12 protein-coding genes are annotated in these 15,520 nt (G+C 32.3%); 9 read left to right on the top strand and 3 right to left on the bottom strand.

All coding sequences use genetic code 11. The annotated features are described in order from the left end of the window. Position 1 precedes the first annotated feature (1 nt). From sufB to A5844_RS09645, 3 genes are all read left to right on the top strand, one after another. Positions 2-1,393, top strand: coding sequence for a Fe-S cluster assembly protein SufB (gene sufB / locus A5844_RS09655; protein WP_086284975.1), 1,392 nt, complete (start codon positions 2-4; stop codon positions 1,391-1,393). Positions 1,394-1,703: 310 nt separating this feature from the next. Beyond that, positions 1,704-1,994, top strand: coding sequence for a hypothetical protein (locus A5844_RS09650; RefSeq protein ID WP_086284974.1), 291 nt, complete (start codon positions 1,704-1,706; stop codon positions 1,992-1,994). 936 nt (positions 1,995-2,930) lie between these two features. Further along, positions 2,931-3,143, top strand: a complete 213-nt coding sequence (locus A5844_RS09645) for a type IV toxin-antitoxin system AbiEi family antitoxin domain-containing protein (RefSeq protein WP_086284973.1) — start codon at positions 2,931-2,933, stop codon at positions 3,141-3,143. Positions 3,144-4,172: 1,029 nt separating this feature from the next. Here A5844_RS09645 and A5844_RS09635 read toward each other — a convergent pair. Beyond that, complete coding sequence (locus A5844_RS09635; protein WP_256924548.1) at positions 4,173-4,550, bottom strand: PTS sugar transporter subunit IIB; 378 nt, start codon at positions 4,548-4,550, stop codon at positions 4,173-4,175. Positions 4,551-5,653: 1,103 nt separating this feature from the next. Here A5844_RS09635 and A5844_RS09630 point away from each other — a divergent pair. From A5844_RS09630 to A5844_RS09615, 4 genes are read left to right on the top strand one after another with little or no spacing between them, the layout of a single operon-like run. Beyond that, positions 5,654-6,988, top strand: a complete 1,335-nt coding sequence (locus A5844_RS09630; protein ID WP_086284970.1) for a Wadjet anti-phage system protein JetA family protein — start codon at positions 5,654-5,656, stop codon at positions 6,986-6,988. After that, a complete protein-coding gene (locus A5844_RS09625; protein WP_086284969.1) occupies positions 6,985-7,629 on the top strand; it encodes a DUF4194 domain-containing protein in 645 nt (214 codons plus the stop codon). The genes A5844_RS09630 and A5844_RS09625 overlap by 4 nt, the downstream gene beginning before the upstream one ends. Then, a complete protein-coding gene (locus A5844_RS09620; RefSeq protein WP_086284968.1) occupies positions 7,574-10,819 on the top strand; it encodes an ATP-binding protein in 3,246 nt (1,081 codons plus the stop codon). The genes A5844_RS09625 and A5844_RS09620 overlap by 56 nt, the downstream gene beginning before the upstream one ends. Continuing rightward, positions 10,803-11,993 carry a Wadjet anti-phage system protein JetD domain-containing protein gene (locus A5844_RS09615; RefSeq protein ID WP_086284967.1) on the top strand — a complete coding sequence of 397 codons (1,191 nt, stop codon included), beginning with the start codon at positions 10,803-10,805 and terminating at the stop codon, positions 11,991-11,993. The genes A5844_RS09620 and A5844_RS09615 overlap by 17 nt, the downstream gene beginning before the upstream one ends. A 1,618-nt stretch (positions 11,994-13,611) precedes the next feature. Here the strand turns inward: A5844_RS09615 and A5844_RS09600 are convergent. Both A5844_RS09600 and A5844_RS09595 read right to left on the bottom strand, forming a co-directional pair. After that, complete coding sequence (locus A5844_RS09600; protein ID WP_086284964.1) at positions 13,612-14,358, bottom strand: lantibiotic immunity ABC transporter MutE/EpiE family permease subunit; 747 nt, start codon at positions 14,356-14,358, stop codon at positions 13,612-13,614. Then, the gene (locus tag A5844_RS09595) at positions 14,355-15,056 is read right to left on the bottom strand and encodes an ATP-binding cassette domain-containing protein (protein ID WP_086284963.1); all 702 of its coding nucleotides are present in this window, start codon (positions 15,054-15,056) and stop codon (positions 14,355-14,357) included. The genes A5844_RS09600 and A5844_RS09595 overlap by 4 nt, the downstream gene beginning before the upstream one ends. Before the next feature lie 166 nt (positions 15,057-15,222). Here A5844_RS09595 and A5844_RS14825 point away from each other — a divergent pair, with 166 nt between their 5' ends. Next, positions 15,223-15,399: an FDLD family class I lanthipeptide gene (locus tag A5844_RS14825; protein ID WP_218776174.1), complete on the top strand. Its 177-nt coding sequence runs from the start codon at positions 15,223-15,225 to the stop codon at positions 15,397-15,399. A gap of 20 nt (positions 15,400-15,419) precedes the next feature. Continuing rightward, on the top strand, positions 15,420-15,520 hold a 101-nt coding region (locus A5844_RS14820), incomplete at its 3' end, for a gallidermin/nisin family lantibiotic (protein WP_143353720.1).

Raw genomic sequence — 15,520 nt, 5'->3', positions numbered from 1 at the left:
CATGGGTGTACCAGAATTAGAAGAATATAAATTTGGCTTTCACGATGATGTAGAACCTGTTTTTAGTACAGGTGAAGGCTTGACTGAAGAAGTTGTTCGTGAAATGTCTAGAATCAAAGACGAACCAGAATGGATGTTAGAATTTCGATTGAAATCTCTAGAAACATTCCATAAGATGTCGATGCCAACTTGGGGCCCTGATTTGTCAGACATCGATTTCAATGCGATCAAATATTATCAAAGACCAAGTGACGGACCAGCTCGTGACTGGGATGATGTACCAGATAAAATCAAAGAAACCTTTGAACGGATCGGGATACCAGAAGCGGAACGTGCGTATTTAGCCGGTGCTTCTGCCCAATACGAATCAGAAGTCGTATACCACAATATGAAAGATGAATTTGAAAAATTAGGGATCGTCTTTACAGATACGGATTCTGCACTTAAAGAATACCCTGAATTGTTCAAAGAATATTTCTCCAAACTTGTACCTCCAACTGACAATAAATTAGCCGCATTAAACTCTGCGGTATGGTCAGGTGGTACGTTCATCTATGTACCAAAAGGAGTCAAAGTCGATGTCCCATTACAAACGTATTTCCGGATCAATGCGGAGAACACTGGACAATTTGAACGGACGTTGATCATCGTTGACGAAGGTGCAAGCATCCATTATGTAGAAGGCTGTACAGCACCAACCTATTCAAGCAACAGTCTACATGCAGCTATCGTAGAAATCTTTACGAGAAAAGATGCTTACTGCCGCTATACAACGATCCAAAACTGGTCAGACAATGTCTACAATCTCGTCACCAAACGAGCAAAAGCCTACGAAGGGGCAACGGTCGAATGGATCGATGGAAACTTAGGCGCAAAAACAACGATGAAATATCCAAGTGTGTACTTGGACGGAAAAGGCGCTCGTGGCACGATGCTTTCTATCGCATTTGCCGGTGCGAATCAAATCCAAGATACTGGTGCAAAAATGATCCATAATGCACCAAACACTTCTAGCTCGATCGTCTCAAAATCCATCTCAAAAGACGGCGGGGAAGTAAACTATCGTGGCCAAGTCACATTTGGCAAAAAGAGTGCTGGATCGATCTCCCATATTGAATGTGACACGATCATCATGGATGAACTCTCAAAATCCGATACGATCCCATTCAACGAGATCCACAACAGCCAAGTCTCTTTGGAACACGAAGCAAAAGTCTCAAAAATCTCTGAAGAACAACTTTATTACCTTATGAGCCGAGGCTTGACCGAATCTGAAGCGACTGAAATGATCGTCATGGGATTCGTTGAACCATTCACCAAAGAATTACCAATGGAATACGCAGTAGAATTAAACCGATTGATCAGTTATGAGATGGAAGGGTCAGTGGGATAATCATATAGTACGAGCTTCAAATGTTGATAAAACAGCATTTGAAGTTTTTTATATTGCCTTAAAAGTGATTTTATAGTCATTTGTGTTTTAGATGTTTCAATGATGTAAGTTTTTTGAATTTTAATATTATTGAAAAAATACCTATAAAGAGTATTTCTAGTTCTTGTATTTCATCCTTTTAGTTTATGTTAATGTATGAGAAATATTATTCACTTTTTCTAAACTAACATCAAAATTTTAGCCCCACTATCGCTTTTAGTTTAATACTGGGAACTATTTTTTCATAAGTATCATCATCTGAAATTTTGAATTGACCGAAAAAAGAAATGAATTTGCACAGCATGATCGTGTATTACAAGTGACCTATACATTGAAAAATGATACAGAAAATCCGATACGTCCGCAACAATGGTCGATTGAAAATAAGGATGGTGAAGAACTTTATGAGTATGCTATGATATTAGACAGTCCAGAGTATATTGAAAGTGGCAATGTAAAGACGATAAATTACTATTACCAATTACCGAGTGAAATGCAGGATTACCAAAACGTAGTACGTAGAGCGAATGGTTATTTTGTTGGATTACCCTTTACTTTGTAAGGCTTATTTTATTAGTGACTTTCAAGTTAATATCATTTTTGTGATTTTTGAAAATGAAAATGAGGAAATTGGAAGAATGGCTGAAGAAAATAAAGTTGGTCTGCTTGAAACACTAGTCATTTGGATCTTGTGACACAAGTTTTCCGTGCATAGCGTATTGAAAGATTGAAGAATCATTAATAAATAAGTCAAATATTATTTAAGAATCCGTTTGCAATTTATTTTGATATATGGGATAATAAACTCCCTGAAAAATGATAAAAAGTTTATTCTTTTTATCAAAAAACTGATGCAGAACCTTGTGTATGAGAGTTTAAGCAACTCGTCAAGGAACGTTTGGTAATAAGTCGTTGTTGGTGTCGTAATGGGATACTGTTGCGTATCAAGTGAGTATTCTTGGTAACAAGGGGAAAGCCAGTGTAAAAGCATTGGAGCGCAAAGAACGTGTGCAAAGTGTGACCAAATGTAAGGTAGCGAACTTGTCGAGACGACAATAGAAAGCTAGGTTGATAAGACTTAGCCCCTCCGTAAAGAGAATTGCTAAGGGATTGGCATTTAGCACTGACGGAAACATCCAAAGAAGTCCTTCGCCGTGAAGTGATTAGAAATAATCTATAAGACAAGAAACGCGTGAGAGTAGCAGTAGGCGGTAAATTAAAGGATGATACTCTAATATACCGAATGCCCCTGTGAAATTTGTAGGCTGTCATGCCTGACCACATCTCGTAAGGCTGCAATATGCCAGCGGTCGCTCCGACTGGTACGGTATTGTAGAATGTGTGACCGAACAACATTGCAATCACATGGCGTAGAGAGAAATACTCCGCATAGTTTTTTGATGAAGGGCGTAAGCCTTTTTCTTTTGCGCTTTTTATATAAGAACTATCCATATTCTTCTTAGTAATTTTAATTTACTAAGAAAAAGAAGGTGAAAGTATGGAGTTCTTTGAAGTACAAAAGGAACAGTTGAAGCAAGCAGAAAACTTGATTAAGTCGGATATTATTTTCACTAATGAAGATTTTTTGAAGAAAGATATTTCAAAAGATTTTATTAACGATTTGATAAAAGGCGGGGTTCTTGAAGAAGTATATTATGGCGTTTATATTAGGACGAACAGTTATGTAGATGATTTCTGGTACGTCAGATGATTTTGCCTAAAGGGATTTATTCTAATGAAACAGCACTATATATACACGACCTTACAGATAAATTTCCTTATACTGTTTGGATGAATTTTCCAGTCAGGATTCTTCATATGATTCTAGAAAGAATGGATTAATAAAAATCTCCATCCTTAAATTATTTGGACATGGGCTAAAAAATAGCTATGAAGACGAGGAAAGCGTGTTGCTTAGAAATGCAATCAATAACCAAATTGATTCTATGCATCATCTAACAATTTTGGAAAAAGAAAAATTACGATTAAATCTGATGAAAAAAAGCTCGCTTCATGATGACTATTATGTAAAAAAATACTTCAAATATATTAATAAAGGTGATCGCATACTCAAAATAGCTAATCCAATATTCACTATAGAAAATGCTTACTAAATCAATCATTTACAAAGTATGTTGACTCATTTCCTTAAAAGTTACATCCAAGTTATAGTGAAGGTAACAGGTTAGTGCATGTGATGTTCACCCTAAACACGCAGAGTCATAGTCAGGAAAAACTGCCTATTCCTTTTCGTTTTACCGTCTTCCCGTTAAGATTTGTGGCCTTTGAAGTGAAGGATAGCGAATACTGAGCCGATTATACATCGTGAATATAATGTTTCATAGGTAAATAGATTATCAGTAAATGTAATAGAAAATTACTGAAAATTATAAATTCATTATTATAAAGTAAACTTTTGTTTGGAGGAGGGAATTTAAATGACAGTTAAACACAAAGAAACTATTTAAACCTGACATATTAACTACTCTTTTAAGAAAACGATTTCTATAGTGGGTGAGGAATGATACTATAAAATCAATGAGTCAGGAAGGATAAGCTATAAAAACATAAATTATTCTCCATCATGTTAGGATTTGCTATTAGTGTATTTAGTTTTGGCTTTTCAGCAAACACAAAAGAAGAGTAACAGGATACATATACATAGGTCGAATAAAAGCTGAGGAGCTATGCATTAAATCTTTGTCTTTTAGTAATAGTGCATATGGATGTTTTAGCAGTCTTATTTTAATAAGTCTATTATTCCGTTATACAATGATTCCATATTTAACAAACCATAGTCCTGTTTGGAAATAGCTATGACTGGTGTTTCAGGGAATTTTTTTTCAAATTCTTCTTTAGCATGTCCAAATACAGGGGTTAATAATATAAGATCAGCTTGTCCCCCATATTGATCTATTTTATTTGAGCTATAGGTTTCGATATCAATATTCATGCCCTTTTCCTTCATCAGTAACTCTAGTTTTCTGTGTAGAAATTGTGTCTGAAGTATAGGTTCATTTGTGATGAAGCTAAAAATAATGTCAAAAATCATTATTTTTTTATTTATATATACCTTTTTACTACCTTCATTGGCTGTTCTATAGGTTGTTTTGTCCATTAGGTTACTTCCTTTCATTTTTAGAAAAAAATATCAAAAAATGTTTATGTTTATTACTTAAAATTTCGTCTACAGATTAAAATTGTTTGTATATCTAGATTCCTTTCATTGCTTCCCAAATTGATTTATTTAAGAAGATGATGTTTGAAATGTGTGAAAAAAAGAAGCTGTTATGCGCTGCTAGTACTTTTTATGCTATAAATTAAATATTTTTATTGATAGGAGTGATGTTGAACCATGTCTGAGGTAGTCAAACTTCGTTATCGACTAGTAAAGAATGCTTCTTTCATCAAGCATTATTCTAAAAGACCTTTCAGAAATACATAAAAAATACTTTTTGCATGTTATTCATCATTGAAAATGGCATGTTTTGTACTCGTTTTCTTCATTATTGAAGTATTAATATCAAGAAACCAGGCAGAATCCTATTGGTTTGATATCGGTCAACTGATTTTTTTGTTGTGTACATTTTATTTTAATCATATCCCAGAATCTGAAAATAGTAAAACCTATGTAAAAGATTTTTTAACAGGTCCAAACTTCAATCATAGGGAGAAGTGTATCAATAGTAAAAAATTTGCTCTTGCGATTTTCGGGTAAGCAGGAGTAGTATCCCTGGCAGTCTGGGGTATATTCCTTCCTTTAGTGAGTAAGGTTTCTTTAATCAACATCATTATTGCACTTGTTTTATCGATAGTTAGTTTCAGGAAATAAGTACAATGATGTTGTTCCTTATGATTTTTGAATTAATCTATCAAAAAATAAATATTTTAGCCTGTTTAAGGAAAGCAAACTTACAAAATCAATATTTGGATAGTAAGAGCAATTTTTTGCTTAAAATAACGATTGGAGAAAAATACCATATAATCTGTAATATCTATGATTAGTGTGTGTCTCTTAGTGGAAAGGGAAAATATGAGCAAGACAGAAAAGAGTATATGGAAATTTCTTCCATATTTTTATGTTTTTTAGAAATATTTTTATAAATTGTGATATGATTTTAGGTGTACAGTAGTATGTCTAAATTTCTAAATATTAGTGTACTAAGCTTTGATAACTTAACGGAAAATGATAGCGCTTTATTTTTGTGCGAGGGAGGGTATATGAAAAGCATATTCGAAGTAGTTCCAGCAAATTTTTTTAATGTATTGAGTGGTGAAAATAAAGAGGAATATAGTGATTGTTTACTTTTGTTATACAAACAAGTCAATGAAAAATTAGAACATACACTAACGAAGAATGAAGTCATTTCAATATTTGAAAACTATTTTTCAGAGAGAGTCAATTTGTTTGAAGATAAAAAACAAACTTCAAGAGAACGTGCATTGGCTTTTTTAAGTAGATTTAAAAATACTGGCTGGCTGAGTGAGGATCGCAATGCGAATTACCAAGTGATTATCTTATTGAGTGATATTGGCTACTCTTTTTTAGAATTTTTATACAATTTTAAACAAGGTTCGGAACTATCTTATTCGAGGAACGTTTATACAATCTATAAGTTATTTGAAAATTTTAATTCTGATAGACGTGAAGAATTAAGTATTGAATCAGCTTATCATCAAACAAAAGAATTTTTTTCTCAATTAAAGCAATTGAACACAAGTATCAAAAAATACATACAAAAGATTTTAGACGATGGAATAAAAGATGATCTCAACCAATTATTTTTATTATTAGCGAATGAATACCAACTCAACGTGGTAGATAAGGCATACTACCACCTAATGACAAATGATCATCCAAATAAGTATAAAGGGAAGATTATTGACGCAATTAATTGGCTACTGGATGATGAATTATTAGAAGAGATTGCTGAAAGGTTAATGGTTACAACCAAAAAAGACTATATTGAAATTTATCATGAATTGTATGAAAAATTAGTTTTCATCAAAGAACAATTTGAATCCGTCGATGATATTTTGAAGGAAATAAACGATAAGAATCAGCGGTTTATTTCTTCAGCAATTAATCGAATCAGCTTTTTACTAAGTGAAACAGAGGATATTGAAGGAAGTATCAACATGTTGATTCGCAAAATAAGTCAGATAGATTATTATTTTGAAACGTTATTTCTAAGCCAAGTAAAATTAATGGATCCATATTCATTGGCGACACCTAGAAGAAAGAGAATACTTGGGGAAAGTAATATTGGTCATCCGTTGAAATTAACAGAGGATGAAAAGAGTATTTTTCAAGAGACATTAATGCAATCTAGTGAGTTTTCACAGGTGAATATAGAAAAATTTGTTACTGATCTACTGGAAGAAAATTCTGAAATTTGTGTTTCAGAATATGTTTTAAATAATAAAGCATATTATGTTCTCATTTATATTTATGCTTTTTCTTATGAAGCTAGCTATACCGTAGAAGATCTAGACAAGGAGTTTTCGCAGGAAGATACCGTTTTTAGAGATTATGTCATTAGGAGGAAGACATGAATTTAGCAGGAAATAGTCAGCATTTTTATTTAGCCTATCGTCATTTGGAAGAAAAAGAGCAAGAACAATTTGCAATGTTAGCCAGTCGTCTATTGAATCATAATTTTATTTGTAGAGATCACGAGAAAGATAAAAAAAATTATTACGCCATTCTTCCAAATCAGAAAATGTTCGAGAATTACTTTTCAATATTAAATTATGAAATGATTTTCGATAAAACTCTTGGTGTGATCGGACTGTACCCAGCAAATTCTTTGAATCGATTAAATCTCACGAAAATTCAAACGATTGCATTGTTGATTCTTAGAAAAATCTATTTTAAACGACAACATGAAATCTCATCTATGAATAAAATAGTTACCACGGCAGAAGAAATTTATCAAGAATTGCTAGTCACAGGCTTATTTGAAAATGTTATCCCGAAGACAGAGTTCAAACAAATTATTCAATTATTTAAACGGCATAATTTATGTGACTATTCTGGGGACTTAGCTGATTTAGAAACTGTTATCATTATTCAACCAGCGATTATTTATGTCGTATCCACAGAAACGTTAGAAGAAGTAGAGCAACAAATTCAGAAGTATGAACGAAAAGAGGAACGAGTTGATGAAGAAACTGACGAAGATCAAATTGATTAACTGGCACATGTTCAAGAATCAAACGATACAAATCAAAGATAATGTTTTAATGTCTGGGGATAATAAGAGTGGAAAATCAACCGTTCTTGATGCAATCCAATTTATTTTGACTGCGGGTAAAGCAAAATTTAATATGGCTGCTAATGAACGTAGTACACGAACTTTGGAAGGCTATGTGCGAGGAAAGTTAGGCGTTGAAGGAAAAAAATTTTTGCGAGAGGACTTTGTTGTTGCTCATGTAGCGTTGGAGTTTCAAACTGGTAGTGATATGACTTCTTATTTTGTTTTAGGTGCTGTTATTGAAGCTGAAAAACATCAACAACCAAGAGCCCATTTTTACAAAATTAATTCAGCCCTTCAAGAAGAGTGGTTTGTTGATAACAAGAACGTTAGAGATATGGTCGCTTTTCGTGCGTATTTTAAAAATCAACAGATCCAGATAGATATTCCAAGTAGAGCTACGCAAAAAAATATCATGTTTACCACTGCACTGGGGGTTAAATCAAAGTATATGGAGTTAGTACCAAAAGCATTAGCGTTTAAACCTGTTGAAGACTTAAATAAGTTTATATTTCAATTTTTATTAGATGATGAACCTGTCGACATCGATACACTAAGAGAAAATATCCGTAGTTATCGTTCGATTAATCAAAAGTTGGTAGAAGAAGAAAAAAGTTTAAATGAATTAACACAAATTAGAAATTGTTATTATGAAATTGAAGAAGGAAATAGACAATTAAACATTGCAAATAGGATGGAAGAGTTATTAAAAGAAAAATTTCTTATCAAGAAACAGAGCAAAAACATAGAAGAAATCACCAAGAAAAAGCGTCAATTGAAACAAATTGACGAACAGTTACCAATCAAAGAACAATATTTAAAAGAAAACCAAGAAAAAAAGTTTCAACTTGAACATGACCATGATTTACAAGTAATTAGGGATACTGAAAGAGAATTAGACCGCTTAAGGTTAGAAGTGGAGCAAAGAGAAACTGGTTATAAAAAGTATCTCTCGTTATTGAAAGAAGCGAATCTTTATTTGAAGCCTGTCAATTTATTATTGGATGTAAAGCTACTTACCTCTAAAGAGTCAGCTCAAGAAAAAAGAATCGGTCATTTAGAAGAATTCTCAAAAGGATTACATAAAGTAAAAGAGCAATACAGGAAAGAACTGTTCCAATTTGAATCGCGCATGAATGACTTAAATCTGAAAATTAAGGAAAGTACGAATTTGATTCGTTCACTTGAAAAACGCCAATTCAAGTATCCAGATGAAACTAAAAAGCTACAAGAGATTTTGACAAGAGAGTTAAAAAATTTTTATGAAGAACCCATCGAAGTGAAGCCATTGTGTGAGTTGTTAGAAATGCATGATGAATCTTGGCGGAATGCAGCAGAAGGATTTTTAGGGAAAAATCGTTTTAATTTGATTGTCGAACCAAAATATTTCCTCAAAGCAATGGAATTTTATAAGGAATATACTCAAAAAGAAAAAATATTTGGTGTACGTGTAGTTGATGTAAGTAAAACTAAAGAATTTTCTGCAGAAGAGGGTACGTTAGCAAAGCAATTACAATGTAAAAACCAATTTGCACAAGGATACATCAACTTTTTACTTGGACGAGTAAAGTGTGTAGATGAAGTAGTATGTTTAAGGAATCATAAAGTAGCGATCACCAAAGAATGTATGACTTACAATCAATATTCTGTCTATGCGATTCATCCTAAAGTTTACAACAAGCCTTATATAGGTCAACAAGCATTTGAAACGCAATTGAAAAATGAAAGGAAAGTTTTAATTGCATTAAGAGAAGAGAAGCAAAGGATAGAAAGCCAAAGAACAGAAACAAATAGATTATTTTCATCTCTTGAAAGAATCAAGCCTACTGAATTAAAAAGGTTGGATGAACAGTTAGAAAATTATTGGATTTCTCTAGAGAGCAAAGCCTCTTTAGAAGATTTTCTCTCTACCTTTAAAGAAAAAGATGAACTTTTTTCTAAAATTGAAGCATTAGAAAATTTGAAATCTGTTGTACATAGTTATGAACTTGATGTTAACGAACTAAAAGAACAAAAAGGGGGTTATAAAAAGGAAATTGAACAGTCTGAAAGAGATTTAGCTAGTGTAAATGAACAACTTAAGTTATTTTCTAAAGTTAAGGAAACTTGTAGCATACAAGACATCGACACTTTTGAAAAAGCACAGTTAGAATTAAAAAAAGTTTTAGCTGAGAATAAAAATGCTCTGAACGAAACGAGTAAAATCATTCAAGCAAAACAGTTAAAAATAAGACGTGACAATGAAGATAAAGTAGTATGGTTAAAAGATAGTATGATTAAATTCAACAATCGAACAAAACTTGGATATGGAAATTCTTTAGACAATATCCAACAATATCTAGATAAATTTAATCAATTAAATGAAATCGACATTATTCGTACTAAAGACAGTCTTAATTTAGCAAAAGAAAAAAGCGAAAAAGCATTTAACGAGAGCTTTGTTGCAAAGCTCTCAGATAATATCAATAAAGCAAAGAAAAGCATCAAGGAACTCAATAAAGGATTAGAGCAACAAAGCTTTAATGGAGACACCTATAAATTTGTTTATGAAGCTAATTCTGATCCGGCTTTTAAACAGTATTATGAGATTGTTACGGGAAATAATGCTTTATATATGGACAATTTATTTTTAGATGGACTTATGGATCATGAACGTGATTTGATGGAAACGTTGTTCGATAAATTAGCCTACTTTGACGATGAAAGAAAAGATGAGCGCGAACTTAGAAAATATACGGATTATCGTAATTATATGTCTTATGATATCATTGTAACCAATGAAAATGGAGACATCACTAAACTATCAAATGTTATTAAGGAAAACTCAGGAGGGGAAACACAAACACCTTTTTATGTCACCATTGCTTCTTGTTTTGAACAGATGTTACACAAGCTGAATATTGTAGAGGCAGGTTGCGTGGTGTTATTTGATGAAGCTTTTAATAATATGGATGAGGCTCGAATAAAAGCGATGATGAAATTTTATAACAATTTAAACATTCAAATCATCATTGTTGTACCACCGAATCGCTTGTCTACTATTTTACCATACGTACAGACTACGGTTGGTGTCATCAGAAAAGGAAATCAATCATTTGCAGTGGAGTTATGTCATGAAAAAGATAGCTAAAAAAGTATTAGTAGAAGCTTTAATTGATAAATATGAAAAAAGTGTGTTATCTAGAAAAGGTTCGAATCGAGAATTGCAAATAGCACTATCTATCAAAAAATATGACGGTACCTATTTTGATACAGTAAACTTTTACCAACGATTTGAGGAATATAATGCGTTATTTGCTCAATTGGTCAGTGAAGAATGGATCCGACTGAAGACTGAAGAACAATATACGACACAAATTTTCTTGAATCTGGATAAACTAGTGGAGATTTATCGTTATTTGGGTAAAGAAGAACCAAATAAAAAAAGAAAAGAGTTACTTTCTTTTTGTTGGCAATATCAAGAACAACATCCAATCATCAAACCATATTGCTTGTTTATTGATCAGCAATTGAAAACTAAATATTCAATAAAAAAATATGTTCCAACAGAGAGTGTTAAGGAATTGAAAGAGCTGTTTGATACTTTGGTGGCTCTGTATAATCAAGAGGAGGAAATCTCGATACGGCGATTTTCTCAACAAATTTTTTCTGATACAAAAAAATTTTCATCAATGCAAAATAGGATCATACAATTCATTCAACAAGTAGATGATTCTGTCCCATTACTTGAATCAAAAGAATTACTAGAGTATTTCAATATCGCTAAAAATCCCAGTTTTATTTATTTGAAAGGAAATGTGACTTTTAGTGTCGGGCAATCAATTATAGCTCTCAGAGAAGATGATGGTGCGATAGGTTTGTCTCCAGAAATGGTTCCCAAAATCGAGCTTAAAGAGTTGTTAAGCAAGCAAGTGATAACCATAGAAAATTTAACCTCATTTCATGATTTTATACCGAATAATCAATTAGTCCTTTATCTAGGTGGCTTTCATAATCGAATCAGAAGAGAATTTTTAAAGTTAATCTATCGTCAATTTCCTACGAAGCATTATTTGCATTTTGGTGATATTGATGTAGGCGGTTTTGAAATCTTTTTTCATTTAAAGGAAATGACAGGTATTCCTTTTCAAACTTTAGCTATGGATAAAGATACGTTATTAAAATATCAAAGTTACGGAAAAAAATTAAGTACAAATGATCATAGAAGATTGAAAATTTTATACCAGAAACAGCCATTAGAAGTATTTGAAATAATGTTAGAAAAGAATATTAAATTGGAACAAGAAATCATTTCTCTTCATTGACCTAATAAAAAAAGAAATTATAAGTTGAAAATACCTAGAAAGTCGTTGATTACTTATTTATTATTGAGCCACGTAAGGAAAAGTTTTAATAAGGAAATTTTGTAGAAATAAGTAACAACATAAAATAAATATCAACGATTATGATTCCTATTTTTGTCGATTTATTAAATGATTCAGCTGCTGTAATAGATAATAGACAAGAGTTAATACTGTTAAAATGCTCGGATATGTAGGCACCCAAAAAAGTTAGACTTTTTTGGTTCTTTGTCCGATACTAACGAGGAAAATTTTAGAATCATTGGTGAATGGAAAGAAAACGACAGTTTCTCTCCATTCATTTTTTATTTCATGGGTAACACTTTTCCATGTCGAATGATTATCCGTCATTTAAAACTCTAAAAGGTTCGGAAACCAGAAACATTTTGTTATAATCCCTAGATAGGTTTATTCAAACAACTGTAATATTTGAGTTAACGAAGAGAGTGTGAAGAAAATTTCCAAGGGCATATCATAGGCCTCAGAATGTGCTGTTTTATACTGCCAAACGGTTCAATCTCACATTTTTACTGCAAAAAGTAATGTTAGTTGACAACCAGAGCATAGCTTAGGACAATCACTGAGAAGGCGCTCAACTATTTCAGTTAGTTTTAGGCGATTTGAGCTTGGTACTTTTTTGTTGAACAGTTTTCCAAAAACTAGATATTTAGTTCCAAAGTATTTAAGGTGTCTATTCTGTTTTTTCAAATAAAAAAACTGTTGGTGAAAATCACCGACATCAAAAAGCATAGAGTCTCAAAAACTACCCCATACTAGTTGATAGTTTTCTTGTGGGTTCATTAAATTTAAAGGTGGGAATAAAAGTCTTTTTTCTTTGATTATTTTCTAAATAAAGAGACAGAGATAATTAGGGATACAAAAAAACAAATGAAGGGGCAGAACAAAAGAACATAGCTAAAATAGGTGTGTTCATAAAAAAATCCAACTAAGGAGGAATTGTTCATAAGCATTGGAATCACACGGCTTCCCCATGTGAATGGAAAGAATTGCCAAATTCCATTGCCTAAAGCTGTTAAGCCTAGAATAGCTGTTAATAGTGAGGAGGCTAATCCAATGAAAAGTGTTGTGATAAAGCTACAAATGATACTCAGAAAAAAGTATAGGACAAATGACGTCATAAAAGCTAACCATATGAAAGTAGAACCGTATAAAAAATGAGAGTTGAAACTTGTGGTAGGTACGTTGAAGGTAAATTTAAGTAACGCAATTGTCAATAATAAATTAAATAGGAAGACAAAACTAATCACTAAATATGAAAAAATGAATTTTTGAGATAATAAAAAATAGTAGTGACGATTTAACCCAAAAATATTTTTGAAGTTTCCAGCTTCTCGTTCACAATTATTCATCAATGCAAGTATGAAACTTACAGTAAATGGTAATAAAAAATTGAGGATTGAGAAATAATTAAAATAAAAGTTACTTTCGGATACTTTTTGATTAGCGAAAATGATGTATCCAAAAATCAATAAATTAAACACAATTGGAGAACCATATAAAGTTGTTCTGAATAGTGATTTTTTTGTTTTAAGCCACTCCGCACTAAAAGAAAAAGACATCGCTAATCACTCTCCCTAGTTCTTGATAAAATGAATGGCACACTAACAAAGAGAATAATGAAAATAGAAAGTGCCAGGCCAAGCCCAGGGTAGACGATGGAAGGTGTGTTTAATGGATCATTTTCTTGGAGTAATGTGCCATTAGGGTTTGTCTTAATGATAGGTGTAATCAAGCGTAATGACCATCCCCAAGGACTGATATACCAGTAACTTCCTGCAACCGTAAAAATGCCTACCATCATACCAAAAAGATTTACAACAATAGAAATGATTGGTGTGAGCAACTGTGCCAATAAAATCGAAAGTGGAATAATAAATAATGTTGTAATCCAAAGAACCAGTGATGCTGATAATACATTCATAATGATGATAGTTGATGCATCATACATGATGAATTCAAAAAGGATGGTCAAAAGAGCAATCAAACTGTTAGCTATCAATGAGTATCCAGCTAATGTAATCAATTTTGTTTTCCAAAATGTATTTTGGCTCAATAAATAATAATAGTTCTGAGTGTGACTTTCTTTTTCTCTCTGTATGGACTGATACCCTAAAACTGCCAATCCCGTAGGCAAGAAAAGTGTTGGCCACCAGTTATAAATAAGGGGAACAAAAAAATTGATATCAAAATACATAAACTGAGAAAATGGAATACAGATGAGGACGACAATCAGTGGAAGCCACATAAAGAAAAAATGACTGAAAGATCGTTTCCCTTTAATGTATTCCGCCATTATATAATTTTTCATTTTGCTTCTCCTCCATACTCATCAGAATTTATTTGATCTAGAAAGAAATCTTCTAAATCAATGCCCTCAGGTATCCTCCCTTCATATTTCAAAACACCAGCATTCATAATACCAACATGATTAGTCATGTGTTGGATTTCGTTTAGATTATGACTAGACACGATAACTGTAATTCCAAGTTTAGGAAATGATTTAATTAAATTTCGAAGTTCCTTAATACCAATAGGATCTAACCCATTTGTGGGTTCATCTAAGATAAGTAGATTAGGTTGTCTGATCAGTGCGGCTGCAATACCTAATCGTTGCTTCATTCCTAAAGAGAATCTAGCAACGATTTTTTTTCCAGTATTTTCTAAATCTACAAGATGTAAAACTTCTTTAATGCGGTCCTTTTTTAAACCGAAAAGTTTTACTAATACTAAAAGGTTCTCTTCAGCTGTTAGATTCTTATATAGTGCAGGATCTTCAATTAATGATCCAATCGTAGGACCATCGCTTGTTTCTCTAGTGAAGAAGATGTTTCCACTTGTTGGTTTTAAACTACCAGTTAGCATTTTTAAAGTTGTGGATTTCCCAGCGCCATTGGGACCAACTAAACCATAAATCGAATTCTTTTTTACATGGATAGAGAGTGATTTAACAACCACTTGCTTACTAAATTTTTTTGTTAAATTATCTGTTTTCAACAGTAAATCCATATTTTACATGCTCCTCTCTTATTTGAATTATTTTAGTTTAGCAGTAAACAATAAACCTTTTATAAACAAATAAAAAAGAAATAGTTTATAAAAACTTTATATTGTAAATCTATACTGATAGTTGTAATCGATTACGTTGATATAAAAATATAAAGGAGTGAGAAAAATGCCTAAATATGATGATTTTGATTTGAATCTAAAACAAAGTAGTTCAAATCAAAAAAATGTTAGAGTGACTAGTCTTATCGCATGTACACCAGGAACGTGTAATAGCAACTGTCCACAAACTAATTGGTTGTGTTCTAACGTCTGCGTCACTAAAACTTGTTGGACGTGTGCTTAAAATGAAAGGAGAAAAAAATAATGCCTAAATATGATGATTTTGATTTAAACTTAAAACAAAATGTTTCTGATCCAAATCAGGAACCGCGTGTTACTAGTTTATTTTGGTGTACACCAGGAAC

This window comes from Candidatus Enterococcus wittei (assembly GCF_002140175.1).
In the GTDB taxonomy this organism is placed as follows: Bacteria; Bacillota; Bacilli; order Lactobacillales; family Enterococcaceae; genus Enterococcus_B; species Enterococcus_B wittei.
This window is presented reverse-complemented; position numbering and strand designations above follow the sequence as displayed.